This is a genomic window from Shewanella sp. SM87 (assembly GCF_025653705.1).
In the GTDB taxonomy this organism is placed as follows: domain Bacteria; phylum Pseudomonadota; class Gammaproteobacteria; order Enterobacterales; family Shewanellaceae; genus Shewanella; species Shewanella oncorhynchi.
Map to the genome: position 1 here is coordinate 25,698 of NZ_JAKKSC010000034.1, position 21,582 is coordinate 47,279.

15 protein-coding genes and 1 pseudogene are annotated in these 21,582 nt (G+C 45.8%); 5 read left to right on the plus strand and 11 right to left on the minus strand.

Features of this window, described 5'->3' with window-relative positions:
- Nucleotides 1-16: 16 nt before the first annotated feature.
- On the minus strand, nt 17-2,443 hold the full coding sequence (gene malQ, locus L5M11_RS20215) for a 4-alpha-glucanotransferase (RefSeq protein ID WP_263193076.1): 2,427 nt from the start codon (nt 2,441-2,443) through the stop codon (nt 17-19).
- Nucleotides 2,444-3,009: 566 nt separating this feature from the next.
- On the opposite strand from malQ, the gene L5M11_RS20220 reads away from it, so the two are divergent.
- On the plus strand, nt 3,010-3,639 hold the full coding sequence (locus L5M11_RS20220) for a peptidylprolyl isomerase (protein ID WP_173497052.1): 630 nt from the start codon (nt 3,010-3,012) through the stop codon (nt 3,637-3,639).
- A 128-nt stretch (nt 3,640-3,767) separates the two neighbouring features.
- Here the strand turns inward: L5M11_RS20220 and L5M11_RS20225 are convergent, their stop codons facing one another.
- From L5M11_RS20225 to betI, 6 genes are all read right to left on the minus strand, one after another.
- Nucleotides 3,768-4,244 carry a MarR family winged helix-turn-helix transcriptional regulator gene (locus L5M11_RS20225; RefSeq protein ID WP_006080852.1) on the minus strand — a complete coding sequence of 159 codons (477 nt, stop codon included), beginning with the start codon at nt 4,242-4,244 and terminating at the stop codon, nt 3,768-3,770.
- A 101-nt stretch (nt 4,245-4,345) separates the two neighbouring features.
- On the minus strand, nt 4,346-5,050 hold the full coding sequence (locus L5M11_RS20230; RefSeq protein ID WP_263180888.1) for a TorF family putative porin: 705 nt from the start codon (nt 5,048-5,050) through the stop codon (nt 4,346-4,348).
- Between the two features lie 14 nt (nt 5,051-5,064).
- Entirely contained in the window at nt 5,065-6,282 is a 1,218-nt protein-coding gene (locus L5M11_RS20235) for a BCCT family transporter (RefSeq protein ID WP_263193078.1), read from the minus strand.
- 353 nt (nt 6,283-6,635) lie between these two features.
- Complete coding sequence (gene betA, locus L5M11_RS20240) at nt 6,636-8,321, minus strand: choline dehydrogenase (RefSeq protein ID WP_263193079.1); 1,686 nt, start codon at nt 8,319-8,321, stop codon at nt 6,636-6,638.
- 9 nt (nt 8,322-8,330) lie between these two features.
- Nucleotides 8,331-9,794, minus strand: coding sequence for a betaine-aldehyde dehydrogenase (gene betB, locus L5M11_RS20245; protein ID WP_263193081.1), 1,464 nt, complete (start codon nt 9,792-9,794; stop codon nt 8,331-8,333).
- Nucleotides 9,785-10,390, minus strand: a complete 606-nt coding sequence (gene betI, locus L5M11_RS20250) for a transcriptional regulator BetI (protein WP_006080847.1) — start codon at nt 10,388-10,390, stop codon at nt 9,785-9,787. The genes betB and betI overlap by 10 nt, the downstream gene beginning before the upstream one ends.
- Nucleotides 10,391-10,991: 601 nt before the next feature.
- Here betI and yiaY point away from each other — a divergent pair.
- The 3 genes from yiaY to L5M11_RS20265 all read left to right on the plus strand — a co-directional run bounded on the left by yiaY (nt 10,992) and on the right by L5M11_RS20265 (nt 13,851).
- Nucleotides 10,992-12,140: an L-threonine dehydrogenase gene (gene yiaY / locus L5M11_RS20255; protein WP_263193083.1), complete on the plus strand. Its 1,149-nt coding sequence runs from the start codon at nt 10,992-10,994 to the stop codon at nt 12,138-12,140.
- Nucleotides 12,141-12,990: 850 nt separating this feature from the next.
- A complete protein-coding gene (locus L5M11_RS20260; protein ID WP_028760718.1) occupies nt 12,991-13,356 on the plus strand; it encodes a hypothetical protein in 366 nt (121 codons plus the stop codon).
- 288 nt (nt 13,357-13,644) lie between these two features.
- A complete protein-coding gene (locus L5M11_RS20265; RefSeq protein WP_028760719.1) occupies nt 13,645-13,851 on the plus strand; it encodes a hypothetical protein in 207 nt (68 codons plus the stop codon).
- Nucleotides 13,852-13,931: 80 nt separating this feature from the next.
- Here the strand turns inward: L5M11_RS20265 and L5M11_RS20270 are convergent, their stop codons facing one another.
- From L5M11_RS20270 to aceB, 3 genes are all read right to left on the minus strand, one after another.
- Nucleotides 13,932-14,300, minus strand: a complete 369-nt coding sequence (locus L5M11_RS20270; RefSeq protein WP_006080843.1) for an acyl-CoA thioesterase — start codon at nt 14,298-14,300, stop codon at nt 13,932-13,934.
- Between the two features lie 535 nt (nt 14,301-14,835).
- Nucleotides 14,836-16,161 carry an isocitrate lyase gene (gene aceA / locus L5M11_RS20275; protein ID WP_198572101.1) on the minus strand — a complete coding sequence of 442 codons (1,326 nt, stop codon included), beginning with the start codon at nt 16,159-16,161 and terminating at the stop codon, nt 14,836-14,838.
- Nucleotides 16,162-16,301: 140 nt separating this feature from the next.
- Nucleotides 16,302-17,951, minus strand: coding sequence for a malate synthase A (gene aceB, locus L5M11_RS20280; RefSeq protein ID WP_259566271.1), 1,650 nt, complete (start codon nt 17,949-17,951; stop codon nt 16,302-16,304).
- An 860-nt stretch (nt 17,952-18,811) separates the two neighbouring features.
- On the opposite strand from aceB, the gene L5M11_RS20285 reads away from it, so the two are divergent.
- Entirely contained in the window at nt 18,812-21,277 is a 2,466-nt protein-coding gene (locus tag L5M11_RS20285) for a TonB-dependent receptor (protein WP_263184782.1), read from the plus strand.
- Between the two features lie 74 nt (nt 21,278-21,351).
- On the opposite strand, the pseudogene L5M11_RS20290 reads toward L5M11_RS20285, so the two are convergent.
- Nucleotides 21,352-21,582 (minus strand): annotated as a pseudogene (locus L5M11_RS20290) (IS4 family transposase); the annotation flags it as partial.

The window sequence follows — 21,582 nt, forward strand, 5'->3', positions numbered from 1 at the left end:
TTCGCTGGTGCTAGATTTAGCTCGGTAGCTGTCTCGCCACAGCGATATTTTGTAATCGCTGCAGTATCTCTGGCGAAGTCGACACTTGCGTTAAATTCAGCGGCAGGCGACGCTGCCAATTTGGATATTCGAGCCAAGTACCAGGAATGTTCACCGCATGGCGATCGGCTAATAAATCGCACAGTTGCACGCTGTATAGCGCACTATTACCGCGAGCTCCTAAGGTCATCCAAGCCGTGAGCAAGGTTTGAATATCGAGTTCGGCTATCGTCACATCGGCTAACAGACCTTGAGCGACTAACAGTGAAATCAGTTGCTGCTTTTCATGTTCACGCCCAGCAAGCGCCTCGCCTAGCTGCTCGTCAGTTTCAAACAGAGATAACTGCCGACGCAGGTGTAAATCGCTGCCACACCACCAAGCGACTAAAGTCGGCACATCGTGATTCGCCAGCATCATTAAGCTTTGAGACTTATATTGATCCGGTGATTTAAAGCCTTGATGGTCTTTGCAGAAATAGAACAACTCGTTGGAATAAATGCCAGAAGTGTAGAGACGATGAATAATGTCAGGTGGCACCAGTCCTAAATCTTCACCAATCACCACACAGCGAGCACGTTGGCTCTCAAGGCAAACGATGGCAAGCAAGGTTTCGACGGGATAATACACATAGGCACCGTGACCGAGTTGCTTATCCAGCGGCCACCACCAGAGTCGCAGTAAGCCCATCACATGATCGATACGCAAGGCGCCACAGCTTTCCATATTGGCGCGGATCAAGGCGATAAAATGGCTGAAATGATGTTGTTTTAACTTCACAGGATCGAGTGGCGTTAAGCCCCAATTTTGTCCTTGGGGTGCAAAGGGATCGGGCGGTGCACCTATGCTGGCATTCAAACAAAACTGCTCGGCATTAGCCTGTACTTCACTGCCCTGCAGCGCTGCACCGACGGCCAAATCACGGATCAATCCCAGCCCCATCCCAACCTCTTTAGCTTTTAGCTGACAGAGGTGTAACTGCTTTTCAGCCACAAATTGCAGGTAAAGATAGAAACCTTCCTCTTGCACAAACGCTTTAGGACTACGTAAATATTCCGCTTGAGCAAACTCTTGTAGCGCACTGCCCTGCTCACGCACAAACTCATGGAATCTTTGCGCTCTGGGCGTGTCGTTCGCCAGATGCGTGTCACAAAAAACGCGATATAACTGCTCAAAGGCACGGTATTTCAGCTCGCTCACTTTAGGATAATCGAGCCAATTATCACGATTCAGTAAGGCGATAGCCTCTACCCAAGTAGCGCTTGAAAATTCAGTGGCAAGAGCTTGGTATTCAGGAACGCTTTGTAATTGAATATAAAGAGGATTAAGTCTGCGGCGATCGCACGGACTATAAGGACTCGGATGCTCTGGCGCCGCGATATCGAGGGCATGCAAGGGATTGAGTTGAATAAAATCCGCGCCCTGCGCCGCCACCAGCCCGATCAGTTGTTCTAAATCACCAAAGTCGCCAATGCCCCATTGGCTCTCGCTGCGCAAACTGTAAAGTTGAACGCTGATCCCCCAAGGTTTATGGCGTTTACCTTGGGCGACAGCCGTGAGTACGCCTTGGTAGGCGGCCCGCGGCGCCACCATTAAGGTGCCAGAGAACAAAGTGCTGGTATCAGCTTCAGCCGTCACACTGCTCTCTAGCGCAGAGCTTGCCGCTTGTGCACTTGTCGATAGGGCATGTTTTAAGCTTAAGGCTATGCGATGAAAGCCCAAACCTAACACAGAGAAATCACTCGCATTTTTGTCGGCTGCATGCGCAAATGAGTCTTGGTTTTTGATTAAGGCAGGGTTGTTAGTAAACTCTTGGCTGCTCAGGAAATAGGACGCTAAATTCACCGCTTCAGTCTCGGCGGGCATTAAGTTGTCAGGGAAAGCTTGGGTCTTGGCCTCAGCTAAATCGAGGCGTGCGAATCCCAGTTGCGTAAGATCAAGGCGATAGTGTAGATAAAGCGTTTGTTCAATGCGGTAATCGCCAATGGACTTAAGCGCCGAGAAAGGCACATCGAATACAATAGACTCACCCTGTTCGCATTCAATCGCCACACTCAGATCTGAGGTGTAGGTTTCCGGTAAACAAAGGCTTATCCAAGGTTCATCCACAAAACACCAATGGAATTCAGGTAGCACCTGAGTCCAAGGACGGGCATCCAGTAAATCAATTTGCGACGCGATCAGTGCTTCGGTCAATACCGTATCGACACAGGTCAGCCCAGCATCACTCGATAACGCTTCTGTAGCAGGAGCATCAATGGCAGTCCCTGCCACGCTGTTTTTTTCCTGTAACATACAGGTCAAGATACCTTGCCTGTCTACCTCGGAAATATGGATATTTTGGCCAAAACAATCAGTAAATTCTGCTCCAACTCCCCGCAAATACAGCAACTTTTCCAGCCCCATATTTTGTCGCCCCCGCGACCGCTCATCCATAGCTTTAGATATACAGTAACCATGCCAACGAAAAGTAACAAGAAGATGACATAAATATTTCAGAGAAATAACAAAAAACTTTTTCAAAAAATCAGTAACTTACTAGAAGCACTCAGTTAAGTTGGCGCTCAGTAGCTATCAGGATATAAAGAGTGGAATGCACTAAATTGGGGCATGCGTTCAGCAAGAGGGCAAGCATGGCTCCTAAAGCATGCAATAAGTGAAGAGCAAATGGGTAGAAATAACATGACAAGCGTAAGTCATTTTTATGTCATTGCGTTCAGACTAATACTAACAAATACGTCAGGTGACATATTAACCACAGACATCAGTGCAACACTTTGTATCAATTGCGTTTTATAACTTGAACAGCCTATCTCTCCTCTGTCAACATCTCGTCTCGCTACAGCATAGAAACATAATAACAACATTAAATTCATGGAACCTGATATGCCCTCGCATATACGCCAGTGGCTCGCTCCCATGGAATGCTAAAGCAAAAACACCCCAATGATGATTGAGAATAAGGATATGAAATGAAGAAGTTATCAGGATTACTATTTGTCGGCTGCATTGCCTTGACGGGTTGTGAAGGAAGTACAGATGGTGATTTAACGCCGACGCCACCGACGCCCGATCCCACTCCGCCAGCCTTAGCTGCGGATGTGTGTTATTTAATGAAAACCACGAAAGGCGATATCACACTTGCCATTGACTTAACTAACATGCCAATCACAGGTAAAAACTTTAAGCAGTATGTTGATAAGTCATTCTATAACGGCACCTTATTCCATAGAACCGTTAATAACTTTATGATCCAAGGCGGCGGTTTTACCACTGGGCTCAAAAGCAAACCAGGCGATGCCCCCATCAAGAATGAAGCCGCTGTCGGTATTAGCAACAAACGTGGCACTATCTCCATGGCTCGCACGGATGATCCTAACTCTGCAACATCACAGTTCTTTATCAATGTGTTAGATAATCCACATTTGGATGCGTCTGCGAGTAATTATGGTTATGCCGTGTTTGGCAAAGTGGTCGACGGCATGGATGTGGCGGATCAAATCAGCATAGTACCGACAAAAAACAGCGGTGGTTTTGCTAATACGCCAGTGCAAGAAATCCTGATTAACTCTGTTGCTAAAACAAGCTGCCCTGCTGCTTAAGCATCTAAAAGACGCACAGCTAAACGACATCTAACTAAAAGCAAAAAAGCACTGAAGATTCAGTGCTTTTTCATTTTAAAATCTAATCGATTTTAACGTCTAATCAATTTAAAGCATGAGCTAAACGATTACTCATCCCCTTGGATCTTCCCCACCAAGAGCATAGGCGCCGCATCAATTTTATCGGCGTCCATCATAGTCGCGATACGCTCAACGGCTGAGAGCAATTGACTCTGCTCCCATTCTTCAAGATTCTGATAACGCTTAATAAAATGATCCTGTAACGGTTTAGGAGAGTCCTGTAACAGCGCTCGTCCCGCATCGCTAAGATATAAATGCACCTTACGTTTGTCAGTCTCACTGCGCAGACGGATCACTAAACCACGGCCCTCGAGTCGATCGATAATGGTCGTTACAGTCGCAGGGCTGAGCGTAATTTCTTCCGCCACGGTTTTAGCCAATGGCGCATCCAATTGGGCGATTTTCTGCATCACCATCAATTGCGGCCCAGTTAAACCTGAGTGTTTGTTCAGCTGGCGAGAATGAATGTCGATAGCGCGTATCACTCGGCGCAGCGAAATAAGCAGTTGTTCGTACTTTTCCATCGTTCTTTTCATTCTCCCCATTCTAAGCAACGAGTGCACCTTACCAGAAAGCGCGACTGAACTCACCCACGGGAGGCGCTTTTAAGGCAAAATCCCTGAGGTTACAACATGAATTGACGCGATACCGACAACACTAGACGCTCGTCACTGGTATCTAAGTTCATGCTAGTATCTTCGGCAGCAAGACTGAAATCAAAGCCACTCCAACTGGTCAGATAGGCGATACGGAAATGATTAAAAGATTTGCCACCATCCCATGACCATTTATCCTTATCAAGTGATGTCGAGCGATCGACACTAAAGCGAATATTATGCCCTTCAGCGACACTGACAGTATGGCCAAGCAACATAGTGTAATGCTCACCACCCAAACCAAAGTAATCCCATGTATAGGTCAACTTAGCCTCAGAGTGACCCAGTGAACTATCATACCCTAACTTGCTATACAGCTCAGGATAGTTGTACTCATCGGAAAACGACTCGCCGTGGTAAGTGTAATAAGCCAGTCCGACATCGAAACTCAGTTGCTCATTGAGCTGATAAAACTTACCCGCATAGGCATCGAGTTCCAACCAAGTGCTGTCGTTCCCCCCAAAGTCGACGTTCGAGGTAAAGCCACCCACATACCATCCCGAATCAAAACCATAATCCAAATTGCCTTGCAGCGCTGGGCCGCTGTCAGTTTGGCTGACACCGTTAAAAGTGTAATCCGACGTCGCCGTCACAGTGGCCGATAATCCGGCATTGGCCGCTGTTGACACCAATAACAACCCTCCAGCGACAAGATAAAAACATTTTGATTTCATTATTAATTTTTCCATTAGTTGGCTAGCTCAATTTTAGTAAAGTCGATTTTGTTCTCTTTTGGCGAGCGCTCAATGGCACGAACAGTTTGCAATTGCGTCATCATGATGTAACCAAAACAGCTAAAGATCAGGCCCAGTGCGATTGCACCAACCCATTGAATTTGAAGAAAGTCTAATTGAAAAAGTAATGTCAGACTGCAGAGCAAGACTAAGTTAAAACTGACATATTTAAGCTTGCCTAACCGCTCAATGGTCAAATTAAGATTATCGGTATACAGGCGCACCAGTGAGTCGAGTGAATTAATTACAAAGGTAATTCCCACAATCACCATCGCCAGATTATAGAAGCCCGAGGTATCTAAGCCATTGGCGCTGTAGTAATAAAGTACAGTGAACCAAATCGCGATGGGGATAGACGGAAACACCATCATGGCCAACAGCACTTGATAGGTTTTCATGCCGCCGACAAAGCGCGAGGTAAATTGACCGATCATAATGCTCCACGCAAACCACCAGAACAGATAAAACTCATGGTAGTCATTGATGGGTAACACAAAATATTGAATATTGCCGAAGTAGTCACCTAACATGGCGAAGGTCGTAAAGAACTCACCCACACTCGAGTCAGCCGATAAAAATGCACTGGCCCACATGATGGCAATCAGGCCTAAAAATAACCAGGTGCTCGCCAGACTCAAGATACGCACATAACGTATGCTAGTGCTGGAATACACCGCCGCGGCGATCACCATAAATACGATTAAATAGAAGCTACCGACTATGGTTTCGCCATCGCCTAATTCGGGTAAATACCAAGGTAAATTGCTCAATAGCAAATAGGCGGTAAAGGCGCAGGTGCCAATAATTACGATATTATTGATGAACTTAACCGAAGGAATATCAAAAAACTTCACCCTAGGTTCGATGACACAAAAATAGAAACAGGTTAAAAAGTAGAAGCTCCAAATCAAGAAGGCCCAGAAGCCAAACTCAATCGCCAGCGGATTACTAAAGCCGTATTCAGGACTCGCCGCCACATTGGCATAACCCGCAAACTCGGTCAGCGGAAACATGATCAAGCCAACATCAAGGCCTGAGGTAAACAGAATCGCGATAAAGGTAAAAGTACGCACAGGCGTCACGCCGATACAACGAATATTGCCCCAACGGTAAATCACAAACGCAATCGCGGTAAAAGTGAACAGTATCCCTGCGGATAATAACCAAGTCATAATGAGCACTCAGTCCCAGTCGATACTGGGTATAAGTCGGCATCTGGATATAAACCCATAAAATGTAACTCCATGTTTTTATTTAATAATAAAAACTGAACCATTTTTAAAGGCAACGTTTTGCCCTCAAGCCTTAAATATCGCTACTTAAAAACACTCCGCGATAGTTAAACCCTGATAGATGATCAGTCGTGAAAGCGGTCATTTGCACACTCACTGCGGGCTAACCGACCCTTTAGACAAAATGAATCATGACTCTTTTGAGTCATCAATTAATGAGTCATTTCAAAATTGAGCCGCCAGTCCATCGATAAGACGGACCGAGCAGGCACTTATGGCGTTAACTTGCGCCGTTAACTTGTCGTAGTACTTCTTTGTGTGGTTTGCCAAGCGTCGGCAACCACAACGGCACAGTCCGCTGGCGCTAACATCTCAGCCTCTAAAATCATATCCGCGGCGCGCTCGGCCAACATGATGGTCGGCGCGTTCAAATTGCCGTTCGGGATAGTAGGGAAAATAGAAGAATCCACCACCCGTAAATTCTGCAAGCCATGCACGCGGGTTTCGGGATCCACCACCGCCATCGCATCCGTGCCCATCTTGCACGAGCAAGAAGGATGATAAGCACTCTCAACCGATTGACGCACAAAGGCATCGATTTGCGCATCGGTTTGCACTTGTGTGCCGGGTTGAATTTCCTCACCACGATACTCATCGAATGGCGCTTGATTGATGATCTCACGAGTCAAACGCACGCAGGCCCTAAAGCCTTCAATATCATCGGGATGCTGTAAATAATTGAACTGAATTTTGGGCGGCGCTTTAGGATCTGCCGACACTAAGGTCACGGCACCACGACTCTTAGGCTTGTTATGGCCTACATGTACCTGAAACCCATGACCCGCAAAGGCTTCTTTGCCATCGTAACGCATAGCCGCAGGTAAAAAGTGGTACTGTAAATCTGGCCATTCCAGACCCGCTTTTGAGCGAATAAAACCACAGGACTCGAAGTGATTCGTGGCCCCTAAACCGGATCTATCTAAAATCCACCGAGCACCGATTAAGAACTTGCTGAAAGGATCTAACTTGCCATTGAGTGAAATCGGTTTAAGGCATTTGAATTGGAAATAAAACTCTAAATGATCCTGTAAATTCTGACCAACACCGGGCAACTCATGTTGTAACTCGACCCCTGCATCGGCCAATACTTGGGGATCGCCAATGCCTGATAATTGCAGTAAATGCGGCGAACCTATTGAGCCAGCAGCTAAAATCACGTCTTTGTTACAACGAATATCTTCAACTTTACCTTTGTGTTCAATGCGAACGCCAACAGCCGTTTGTCCTTCCAATAACACTTTATGCACTAAAGCGTGGGTCACAACCGTGAGGTTACGTCTGGCCATCGCTGGGCGTAAATAGGCATTGGCGGTTGACCAGCGTACGCCTTTTTTGACCGTCATGTGCATAGGGCCAAAACCTTCTTGCTGCGCCGCATTATAATCGGCGGTCGATAAATACCCCGCCGCAATGCCCGCATCCACAAAGGCTTGATATAAAGGATTCTGCATCTGATTACCGTTATTCACCCCTAACGGCCCTGACTCACCGCGATACTCATCACCACCAAAGGCCCAGGTTTCCGCCTTCTTAAAGTACGGTAAGCAGTGGCTGTAATCCCAATCGGTCGCCCCTTGCGCCTGCCACTCATCAAAGTCCCTAGCATGACCACGAACGTATACCATGCCATTGATCGACGATGAACCGCCAAGCACCTTGCCCCGAGGACAATGCATCTTGCGATTATCTAAATACGGCTCAGGCTGCGTCTCAAACTGCCAAGCATATTTAGGGCTGTTCATCGGAATTGATAACGCCGTCGGCATTTGAATAAAGATGCTCTTATCGCTGCCTCCGGTTTCTAATAACAGCACTTCGTTTTTAGGATCCTTTGACAAGCGATTGGCGAGCACACAACCCGCTGAGCCTGCACCAACTATGATGTAGTTATAATATTTTTGCTCTAATGACTGAGTCAAAATGCCTCCTTAAAATGGGCTTTCTAAGGGCTGCAGACCCACGTAAACGGCTTTAACTTGAGTGTAATGCTTGAGTGTCTCGCTACCGTTTTCACGGCCAATACCCGACAACTTATACCCACCTACTGGCATTTCGGCTGGCGAGGCGCCATAGGCATTAATCCAGCAAATACCCGCCTGTAACTGATGAATGACCCTATGAGCACGGCTGATATCTTGGGTAAACACCCCAGCGGCCAAGCCCATGGCGGTATTGTTTGCCCGAGCAATCACTTCCGCTTCATCTTTAAAGGTAAGCACGGACATTACAGGGCCAAAGATTTCCTCTTTACAGATGCGCATCTCGTCGGTGCAATGGGTGAAAATCGTTGGGGCGACAAAGTAACCATTGGGAGCATTTTCAGGTGTTAACGCTGTGCCACCGGTGAGCAGAGTTGCGCCATCGTCGATACCTTGCTGAATATAATCGAGTACTTTTTGCTGGTGATCTTTGGAGATCAAGGCGCCAAAGTTAGTCTCTGGCGCCATAGGATCGCCCACCACAATGTTGGCTTGGGTACGGGCGAGCAGTTTTTCGATAAAGCGTGAATAAACCGACTCATGAACAAACACTCGCGTCCCATTAGTACAGACTTCACCTTGGGTATAGAAGTTACCGAGCATGGCACCTGAAACGGCATTATCGATATCGGCATCGTCAAATACGATAAGCGGTGATTTACCACCGAGTTCCATAGTGACGTCTTTTAATGAACTTGCCGCCGCGGCCATGACTTTTTTACCGGTACCGACTTCGCCCGTGAAGGACACTTTGGCAATATCCGGATGTCCCGTTAACCAAGCGCCGACCTTGCCGTCACCCATGACGACATTAAATACGCCATCGGGCAGACCCGCCTCACTTAAGAGTTGCGCTAATTTCAGTGCGCCAAGCGGCGTTTCTTCCGAAGGTTTAAAAATCATCACATTGCCGCTAGCTAAGGCAGGTGCGGCCTTCCAACAGGCGATTTGTAATGGGTAATTCCACGCGCCAATGCCAGCACAAATGCCTAAAGGCTCACGGCGGGTGTAATAAAAATCCCCACCGACTTGCTGCTGCGCGCCTTCAAGCCCAGGGGCAATATGGGCGAAAAACTCGATAGCATCTGCGCCTGTGACCACATCAACCACTGAGGCTTCTTGCCAAGGTTTACCTGTGTCGCGCACTTCGATTGCCGCGAGTTCATCATTACGAGCACGCAATAATGCGACCGCCTTTAACAGAATGCGACTGCGTTCAGTGGCGCTCATGGCAGACCAAATCGCAAAGCCTTTTTTGGCGCTCTCGATGGCCGCTTGCTGAATTTTTTCATCGGCCACTTGCACTCGATACGCCAATTGCCCAGTAGCAGGATTGACGACGTCGAAGGTTTCGCCGCTGTCGTTAGCGAGCAGCTGACCCGCAATAAAGTTGTACTGTACTTCTACTGACATGTTTTGACTCCATGCTGCTTTATCACATTGTGGATAAAGGTTTTGCATAATTTTTCGGCCTGAACAAAATCCTGCTCAGGGGTTTCACTTAAGGCGCTGCGTAACCAAAATCCATCGATCATCGCCGCCGTTTGCTCAGCAGCCATCAGGGCAAACTCTTTGGGCAACACGTGCCGAAAGGAAAAATGTAAGTTGCTGTATAAGCGGCGACTATTGATATTCTGCAAACGGGCTAACTGAGGATCGTGGACGGCCTGTGCCCAAAAACTCAGCCAAGTGTGAGTGACATTTCGTGAGCGCTGTAACTCGGTAAAATTCGCTTCAACTATCATCATTAAGCGCTCTGTTGGCGCCAACACTTGTCCTTGGATTCGATTGAGCAATGCTTGCTTTAACTGCTCGAGCAAGTGGCGCAGCGTCGCTTGGATTAAGCCCTGCTTACCACTGAAATAATGACTGATGATCCCCGACGACATCCCCGCCAACTGACTAATGCTGTTGATGGTCGTGTGCTGCAATCCATGCAAGGCAACCGATGCTAATGTCGCATCGATAAGCTGCTGTCTGCGTATCAATTTCATTGCGGCTTTAGGCATAAATACTCAAGGAATAACCACTCTCTCAATACTCTGAACGACGTTAATTGAACGTTCAATTAACAATCATAATAATGATTAGTGATGTAACTATCAACCTAAAATGGCACAGTGACAAAGCTCACAAGTTAGTTATGTAAAAAAGAATTAATCCGTAAAAATAAGATAAATCTATAGATTTCTTTGACTTGCGGCCCTACCACAACCACAGCAGCACGCATGAATTAATATTAGATATCAAACTAATTAATTGGGGTTAATGCTACAAATGAGAGTGTTTATGAGGTTTAACCTCTGTTAGATTTAACAATTGAGCCGTCAAACTCTGGATAAAAAGTGGGATAAAAAGTAAACGAAAAATGCACAGAAATGATGCATCACAAGGGGCGCTAACAACGCTAAAAAAAAACATATCGTACGCCAACACTAATACCCGTCATAAAAGTCCGAAATTTAGTTACCCAGTTCCAACTTTAGTGGGAAATTGCCCCCAGATAAGCGCCGAACTCGATCGAGCTCACACTTTCACTACCTCCAAATTGGTAGCTTGATCACCAGAAAAGAACACAACTTAATCTTTACAAGCAAATAGGTGGATTTTATGGCTGCTAAATTTTTTATTCCTTCTGTCAACGTGTTAGGCCAAGGCGCTGTGGATGACGCTATCGGTGACATCAAAACCTTAGGCTTTAAGCACGCACTCATAGTGACAGACAAACCCTTAGTCAAAATTGGCTTAGTCGGTGAAGTGGCCGAAAAACTCGGTCAAAATGGTATTACCTCCACCATTTATGATGGCGTACAACCTAACCCAACCGTGACCAACGTCGAAGCGGGTTTAGCCCTATTAAAAGCCAATCAGTGTGACTTTGTGATTTCACTCGGCGGCGGCTCCCCCCATGATTGCGCCAAAGGTATCGCCCTTGTTGCCACCAATGGCGGCAGCATTAAGGACTACGAAGGGTTAGATCAATCTGCAAAACCACAGTTGCCATTAGTGGCCATTAATACGACGGCAGGTACTGCCAGTGAAATGACGCGCTTCTGTATCATTACCGACGAAGCCCGCCACATTAAAATGGCGATTGTCGATAAACACACTACGCCTTTGCTGTCGGTCAATGACCCTGAGCTCATGCTGAAAAAACCTGCGAGCCTCACGGCCGCAACCGGTATGGATGCACTCACTCACGCAGTTGAAGCCTATGTGTCTATTGCAGCTAATCCGATCACCGACGCCTGTGCGATCAAGGCCATAGAATTGATTCAGGCTAACTTAGTCAACGCGGTTGAAAACGGTCAAGACATCAACGCCCGTGAACAAATGGCCTACGCCCAGTTCTTAGCGGGTATGGCCTTTAACAATGCCAGCTTAGGTTATGTGCATGCGATGGCGCACCAATTAGGCGGTTTCTACGATCTGCCCCACGGTGTGTGTAACGCCCTGCTGCTGCCCCATGTACAGGAATACAACGCCCAGGTCGTCCCTGCTCGCTTAAAAGACATTGCCAAGGCTATGGGTGTGGATGTGTCTGGCATGACCGATGAGCAAGGTGCCAGTGCGGCGATAGCGGCAATCAAAAAGCTGTCTGTTGCGGTTAAGATCCCAGAAAATCTGACCTTGTTAGGCGTGAAAGCGGAAGATATTCCAACACTTGCGGATAACGCGTTAAAAGATGCCTGTGGATTCACCAATCCAAAACAAGCGACCCATGCGGAGATCTGTCAGATCTTCACCAATGCGCTGTAATTGTGCGCTGTAATCGCCATACTTTATCAATCGCAAGTTATCGCACAGCAATCGTGCGCTAACTTGCTGGATAACGACTGATTATCCTGCTAGTGCGTAAACACGACTTCATCCTCCAATGAATGCGTTTTGGGCTCCAATAGTGCACAGATTATCGCTGCACTATTGGGGCCTTTTTTATACCGGTATCGACAAGATGGTGAGGTAAGTTGCTATCTTAAAAATTGAGTAACAAAAACCAACATAAAACTCAGTGTCTATGCACCTTTGCACTGACAAAACACTCACAAATCTGCATATTCAAGAAGAAAGGATCTGAACCTCAAATATTCATAGCAAAATGATATAAAAAACGTGATCTCTGTGGGTTACAGACTGTTACAGATCCGATAAGATGGCCCCAGTTCGCTTTTTCCCTGCAAAAGATGAAGCCAGCTGAGAGGCCCGTTCTAACGAATGGGCCTCTGTCCATTCTGCCTTCTGCGTTTCCTCTGCGACAACTTATGCTGCCAGTTACCCGTATAGCTCCCATCAAAGTTTAATTAACCTATTTACTCCGCTGCTAACTCTTTTTATCAATAAGACTTACTGACGACCAAGTTGTTGCTTTATTAATCAGTAATTCAGCAAAAGCGAAACTTCACCCAAAACTGAGATCTAGCACAAAGTTATTGGCATAAAACTCATGCTAAATAGAGACATGACAGATTAAGTAAATGGTTAATTTTCATGCAGTAACTATCCTTCTCCGTCAAAAAACATCAAGGCTATATAGACTTAATTAATGATTGACCGAATTCAAAAACGATGCCTATGATGGCAACAATATCCTCGAACAGGTAGGTACGCTATGACTGCAATCACCCATGTATATAACTACACAGTTAGATGTCCACATTACAAAGATCCTGAACATCCCGTTACTTGGTTAAATCATATTGAAATGAACCAGTCCTGTGAGATCGCGTTAAATCGCATCACTAAATGGCACGAGCTTTCTGGGGAAAAAACCTTCGAAACGAATAAGTTTGTGGTTCGTAAAGCCGAAAATGAAGATGCTTACTTCTCAATGCAAAGTGACAGACTCAAAAATGACGGCCATGCCTTAGTCACCTTTAAAATCTTTTTAGACGATTGCTGTGACGATGCGGCGCCAGAAGAAATTATGCAGCACCTGATTGAAGACTATCAACAACGCTTAGCCAAACTCGAATAATCTTTGCAGTATTATTTAGCGACCTTAGACGCCAGTGCGCAAAACGCCACTGGCGTTTTTATTTGTCGAGTTAGATGACTCAATCCACGACGTCATTTAATGCTCTTAGTTTCACTCACTCGGTTGACACTCGCCCAGAAGCATTGCAACAGCGAGTCAGTAGATAATGTCGCCATAGCGTGATTCAGCTCAAGATCTGTTATATTGTCCCAAATGTCATTTAGCACAGAAAAAATGGCAAGGCCCAGTAAATTGAGTTACGAACTTAAATTGAGGATTGGCATCACAATGAATAAAGCGACGCTCATTATTATTCCTTTATTACTCGCTACATCCGCCTGTGCGGATTTAAAGGACGCAGGCCGTGCCATCGGCACAACGACTAAAGAAGTCACCACTGAGATAGGCCACGCGACTCGAGACACGACAAAAGCCATAGGTCATGCTTCACGGGATGCGGTCAAATCGGTAAAAGAAGATTTAACCAAAGACTAATGACAGTGACGCCTAGGCGTCACTGCTCATTTTAAGCATCTTATACATTTAAGCATCACGCATTTTAAGCGCCACGCACCTTAAGCCGCATTCGCCCGAATACCATGGGGCACAGGCAATCCTTGGGCATTCACATGCACAAACACCATCTTATCTATACTCACCACTGGCGCCTGCGTCATCTTATTGCGTACTTGACAGCTCACGGTAATAGAACTGTGGCCAAGACTCACCAGCTCCAGACCAAACTCAATCACATCCCCTTGATGCGCTGGCGTCATAAAGTTGATTTCAGAAATCAGCTTAGTCACATGGCTCGTGCTCTTCATCTGGCAAGCAGCAAAGATAGCGGCCTCCTCATCTATCCAACTGAGCAACTGACCGCCAAACAAGGTATTTGCTGGATTTAAATGTTCAGGTTTAACTAAACGGCGACTGTAATATTTCATGGCGGTGACCTCAATGTGAATGCCAATAATCAGCTTTAATACGCTATAACTTTCCACATTATTCAGAGCATTTTTCAGGCCACTATTGATAGCCATTAAATAACAATGAGATAGCAATAAGCTGCTGTAAAATAATCCGATTATTGCACCAAGTCGTATCAGAGTTGCACCATATTAATCAGCGCAATAGTGAACCAATAAGCAAAAAAATAGCGACTCATAGAGTCGCCAAGCTAAGGCAAGCAAAAACTTACAGGGTAGGAAGTTAAGTCACAAGGTTTGACTTAAAAACCCGCGCAGCACATGTAGGCGAACTGTACGGGGACAACAGCTGCAAAGCAGCTAAACACAGGTTTACAGGTAACACTCTTTCACACTCAACTCGAGATTTAAGCTGCAAGCTCAGTAACTCATCACAGTCCGATCTTGCCCTCTATTTCGAGTTTTTAACCACGCCTCACCAGATACATCAGCATAAGGCGTGCTAAGGAGTGATCCACAATCACAATGGATCATCCTAAGCGCTGCTTACTGCTTAAAACTGCTCTTCTTCGGTAGAACCTGTCAGTGCGGTCACTGATGAATGGCCACCTTGAATAACCGTAGTCACTTGGTCAAAATAGCCTGTGCCCACTTCCTGTTGATGCGCGACGAAGGTGTAACCTTTCTTCGCTGCAGCAAACTCAACTTCTTGAACTTTTTCAACATAATGCTTCATGCCTTCGCCACGCGCATAGTCGTAAGCGAGGTCGAACATGTTGTACCACATGTTGTGGATGCCGGCTAACGTGATGAACTGGTACTTGTAGCCCATGTCTGACAATGCTTGTTGGAAGCGCGCGATAGTGGCGTCGTCCAGATTTTTCTTCCAGTTGAACGAAGGCGAACAGTTATAAGCAAGCAGTTGATCTGGGTACTGAGCATGAATCGCTTCAGCAAAAATACGCGCTTCTTCAAGATCCGGTTTAGCGGTTTCACACCAAATCAAATCCGCATACGGAGCATAAGCAAGACCACGAGAAATCGCTTGGTCAAGACCCGCTTTAACACGGTAGAAACCTTCATTGGTGCGCTCGCCAGTCACGAAATCACGATCGTATGGGTCGCAATCTGAAGTTAACAAATCGGCCGCGTTAGCATCGGTACGGGCGATAACCAGTGTATCGACACCGCTCACATCCGCCGCTAAACGTGCAGCAACCAGCTTTTGTACCGCTTCTTGGGTTGGCACTAATACTTTGCCACCCATGTGGCCACATTTTTTCACTGAAGCTAACTGATCTTCAAAGTGAACACCGGCAGCGCCCGCGTCAATCATCGACTTCATCAGTTCGAAGGCATTTAATACGCCACCAAAACCCGCTTCTGCGTCAGCAATAATTGGCAGAAAGTAATCAACAAATTTTTCATCTTCTGGATTAACGCCATTGCCCCACTGAATTTGGTCAGCACGACGGAATGAGTTATTGATGCGTGACACCACAGCTGGCACTGAGTTGGCTGGGTATAAAGATTGATCTGGGTACATAGTGCCGGCTAAGTTAGCATCGGCTGCCACTTGCCAACCTGAAAGGTAAATCGCTTCGATACCCGCTTTCGCCTGTTGTACCGCTTGACCACCCGTTAACGCACCCAATGAATTCACATAGCCTTTTTTAGCGCCACCGTTAACCAATTCCCATAACTTAGCAGCACCGCGCTTAGCGATAGTATTCTCAGGCACGATTGAACCGCGAAGCGCAACCACTTCTTCTGCGGTATAAGGACGACGCACGTGTTTCCAACGTGGGTTTTCTGCCCAATCTCGCTTGATTGCATCAATCTGCTCTTGACGTGAAGTCTGAGTCGTTGCCTTAGTCATAGTGTCGCTCCTTTCTCTTTGATGTTGTAGCTATCATGAAACTGCCCCCCAGTTTCACTCTGCTAAATTGTTTGGTTGGCGGTAGCCCCGCCACAGCTAAATCTGGTTTACCTAAAACGGTTCAAGCAAATGAGTTCATCCTAGGCAGTCAGCATTTCGTAACCGGGTAAGGTTAAGAAATCGACCAGCTCGTCGGAGGTGGTAATGTCTTCGAGCAATACCGCCGCTTGGGTGAATTTGCCATGGGTGAATCTGTCGCTACCCACTTCTTTTTTCACGTTCGACAGCTCTTCAACCAACATGTCTTTAAAGAGTTGTTTGGTCACTAATTTACCGTTTGACAGCGACTTACCGTGTTGGATCCATTGCCAAATTGATGCTCTAGAGATCTCAGCCGTAGCCGCATCTTCCATTAAGCCGTAAATAGGTACACAACCGTTGCCGCTGATCCACGCCTCTAAATACTGCAGGGCGATACGAATGTTCAGACGCATCCCTTGTTCAGTGCGCTCACCGTCGCAGGTTTTAAGTAACTCGCTGGCAAGGATCGGCGCGTCTACATCACGGGTAATATGTAATTGATTACAGTGATCTTGGCCTATGTATTCGTTGAAAATCCCCATAGCGGTGTCGGCAAGGCCAGGGTGCGCGACCCAAGTGCCATCGTGACCGTTACGCGCCTCAAGCTCTTTATCTCGACGAACTCGCTGCAATACCGCTTCGTTCTGAGCAGGATCTTTAGCAGGAATAAAGGCTGCCATGCCGCCCATCGCTAAGGCACCGCGTTTGTGGCAGGTCTTAATCAAGAGTCTTGAATAAGCGCTTAAGAAAGGCGTATCCATAGTGACGGCTTGGCGATCCGGTAAGACTCGGTCGCTATGACGTTTTAATGTTTTGATATAGCTGAAGATGTAATCCCAACGACCACAGTTCAGTGCGACGATATTGGAACGTAGTTCATAGAGAATTTCGTCCATTTCGAACACGGCAGGCAAAGTCTCAATCAAGCAAGTACATTTAATCGTGCCCGCTTGCAGACAAAACCTTTCCTCAACAAAAGCAAACACTTTTGCCCACCAGCGCGCTTCAATATGACTTTCTAACTTAGGAATATAAAAATATGGACCACTGCCCTTGGCCAAAAGTTGGCGATAGTTGTGGTAGAAATACAGTGCGAAATCAAACAGTGAGCCAGGAATCGCTTTGCCATTAAACTGCACGTGTTTTTCTTTAAGGTGCAGACCACGAACGCGGCAGATAAGCACTGCCGGATTTGGTCCTAATTTATAGTGCTTACCCGTGTCCGGTGCTGTGTACTCAATGTCACCACGCACGGCATCACGTAGATTGATTTGACCTTCGACGACTTTTTCCCAGCTTGGTGCTAAAGAATCTTCGAAATCGGCCATAAACACTTTGGCATTGGCGTTGAGTGCGTTAATCACCATCTTACGTTCAACGGGACCTGTGATTTCTACGCGGCGGTCAAGCAAGTCATCGGGAATACCGCGAATCTGCCATGCACCATCACGGATAGCGCGGGTTTCAGGCAGAAAGTCAGGTAATGCTCCTTTATCAATACGTGCTTGTTTATCTTTACGTTTAGCGAGTAAGGCAGGTACTTCGTCGGCAAACTCACGACAAAGGGATTCGAGTAAGGCGACAGCCCCTTCGGTAAATATGACTTCTTGGCCTGGAATGTCACGCCCCACAATATTCAGCGTGGCGTTTGCTGTAGCTTTACCCAGTGTTGAATTCAATTGCTGTTCACTCAAAGTGTGTTCCGTCATCTTGATGCCCTCCCAAGAGGCTCCACTATCACAGGCTTAACGCTGACATATAAAGCAGTAGCATCCCCAATCACCACTGCTTATAAACTCACCAAAAAACCATCAAATGTTTGTTTCGAACTAAAACTTACCGACAAACGTTTGTATTTGCAACAGTCCAAGATTGACAAAAACATGCATTAACCTAAGTGAAAACCATGCTAAAATTGGTCTGACCAAACAATAAAATAAACAACAAATAACTGATAAACATACAATTAAACATTTTAACCACATATGACAATTGCAGTTAAATGAAACTTGTCAGACAACTTTACCAATCAATACGCAAAGTAATTAATTACGTAATTTAATAACTAATAGTAAATTTATTATTACATCATTTTTACTCTATTAGACCTAAGTAGAAAATGCTCAATGTTTTGAACTAACCTAGAGGTAAGTCAGATAAATTCATATAAATCATAATGATAAAGACTGTTGCCATTGCCATGAATTAAAACAACCGTTTCATTTTGACGTTTACGTAAACGAAATAAGTGTCATGTGCGATTCAAACTAAGTACCAGGTTGCGTTTCCCGATCAACAAGGTGGGATGTGATGGTTAACTCAAAAAATAAATCACTTTTTTATAAAAAAAATGAAACAAATTTGACATTACAGTGGGATGGAACTTAGACGCGACTTTTTATGAAGCTTTTCTCCTGCGAGAACCCATACCTTACTTCCTCAAATACATGCCTTTTCGTAACACTTATTCGCAGCACTGCACATTTCAACCACGACATCTGAAACATATGTTGCCAACTTAAATGCAAATCATTACTATTCGCGACCTATTTATTTGGGGGAACCATTAATGAAATCATTTCGTTTGTCACTAACTGCACTCGCCTGCCTTTCCGTTTTATCGCAAACTGCATCCGCCGAAGCTAACTCGGTATCAGCAAATACTGAAGCCAACGTTGAGCGCATCACGGTTTATGGCAGACAAAACTCAGTGGTGAAAAATTCAGGGCTAGCGACTAAATCCGACATGTCTCTCATGGAAACACCCGCTGCAGTTGTAATTGTTGACCAAGAACTGATCGAAACCCAAGGTACAGATAATCTGCAAGACTTGATCCGTAACATCAGTGGTGTGACTCAAGCGGGTAATAACTATGGCATCGGTGACAACATAGTCATCCGTGGTTTAGGCGCAAATTACACCTATGACGGTATGTATGGCGGTGCTGGCCTTGGTAACACTTTCAACCCCACGCGCTCTTTAACCAACGTTGAATCCGTAGAAGTATTAAAAGGCCCAGCGACTGGACTCTATGGCATGGGGAGTGCTGGTGGCGTCATCAATTTAATTGAGAAAAAACCGCAATTCGAGTCAAAAAACAAATTTACCGCCGAAGTTGGACAATGGGATACCTACTCCCTTGCTCTGGATAGCACGGGCGGTCTGAGCGATGATGTCGCCTACCGTTTAGTGGCAAAATCCGGCCGCAGTGATGGCTATCGCGATATAGGTACAGACAGAGACGAAATCTATGGCGCCTTAAAATGGGTATTAAGTGATAGCCAAGATGTAATGCTTTCAGGTGCTTACATTAAAGATGCTATCGCCGTTGACTCTATTGGCCACCCGATTCGAATTTACAATGCCGATTCAGTCGGCGGTAAGAGCGCGGGCGAGGTCACGTGGCAAGATCTGGTTAATGATCCCAACGGTAATGGTCTACAACTCACCGATGCACAGCGTCAGCAGTTAGCGGCCTCTTTATCTGGCGCAGACGGCTTAACCCCTTATTCGTTTGGTGATGCAGGGCTGATTTCGCCGATGGCGAAGGACAATGAGGGTGAAGAGTTAAGATTTAAACTGACCCATAATATCTATTTCAGCGACAATTTGTTCCTCAATCAACAATTGCAGTATCGCGACTACACGTCAGGTTTCGCCCGCCAAACTGGTGCCTATAACTATGTCTATTGGAAGCGTAACATCAAGATTAAAAACGTACCTACCGACGTGATTAACGAAGAGCCTAGATCGCCTTTAGTTGAAAACGGCGTACTTTATCCTTTTGCTGCAAGACGTCAGGAATACCGTAAAGTGGATGCCGACGAGACTTCGTGGCAGTACTTTGCCGATTTACGTTATGACTTCCAAATTGGCAATATAGACAATGAATTATTGGTCAATGCCAACTACGAAGACCGTAATATTCGCTTCCAGCAATATTCTATCTTCGATGCCGATCAAATCTATAAAAACAAAGATGGCAAAATCATTTACCAAGGATCTCTGCCTTATATATACGACATCCGCAATCCTAACTGGGGCACAGGTAAATTCGAGGACTATGACCCACTCAAAACCGCTAACTATGACAAAAAAGTCAGTGCTTGGGGCGTAGGTTTACAACATGTCAGTTATCTGCCATACGGCTTTACCACGCGTATTGGTGTTGCCTTTAATGAGATTAAACAAGCCTATGAGCACTTTGGTGTTGATCCACGCTATAGCACTAGCCAATCCCAAGCGACACCAGAAGCCGATACCACAGATAACGGTATGACCTATAACCTAGGGTTAACCTACATGCCGATTGAGGATTTATCATTTTTCATCAACCATTCTAAAGGGCGCACCGCTTACAGTGTACTTGATGCAGTAAAAGATAATGCTACCGACCGAGATGATTCAGAATCAATTAGCAATGATCTAGGTATGCGCTTTAAAGCATTTGAGGATCAATTGCTTGGCTCACTGGTATTCTTTAAAAGCTCGCGTACTAATGTCGCCTATAACAACCCTGATTATACCAATGGCATATTAACCCCTAATATTCCCGTGTATTTTTATGATGGTAGCGAAGATACTCAGGGGGTCGAACTCGATCTCAATGCCCACCTGAATGATCAATGGCGCGTTAACCTTAATGGCATGTACCAAGATGCAAGGGATAAGCAAAACCCGAATGACGTCGCAAATTACGACAGCCGTCAAAAAGGTGTACCTTATGTCACTGCCAGTGCTTGGGTGACCTATGGCGCCGATTGGTTTAGCTTATCAAGCCCAATCGAATTAAGCCTTGGTGCTAAATTTGTCGATGATCGCAGCACGCACTCTAGCTCATTTGGTATTCCAGACGGTTATGTGCCTAGCTATACCGTTGTCGACTCGGCGGTGAGCTACAACGCGGATTCTTGGAAAATCCAGCTGAACATCAATAACCTTTTCAATAAAGACTATTACAGTAAAGCCATGTTCCTCGGAGGTATGCCGGGTGAAGAACGCAACGTCAAACTGCAATACAGCTATAGCTTTTAACACCTAAACATCAGCGTTAAATTTGATGTTGTAAACCAATAAAAAAGAGAGCATTTATGCTTAATGCCGTTCACTTAAGAGTGAACGGCATTTTTCTTTGGTCTAACCGGGAACTTGTTTTTGCTCATTTTAAGAACTCGTGGATATGCCCTTTCCCGTTTACCATCCAGCTTAAATTGCCGTGCATTTCGTTCTATATCCAATACGTCTCTCGGGACATTCCCCGGTGTTTGTGATGACAGTTGTGTCAACTTGAAGATGATATAACTCGCCGCATCCCGAAAACTCAGTTGATTGGGATGGAC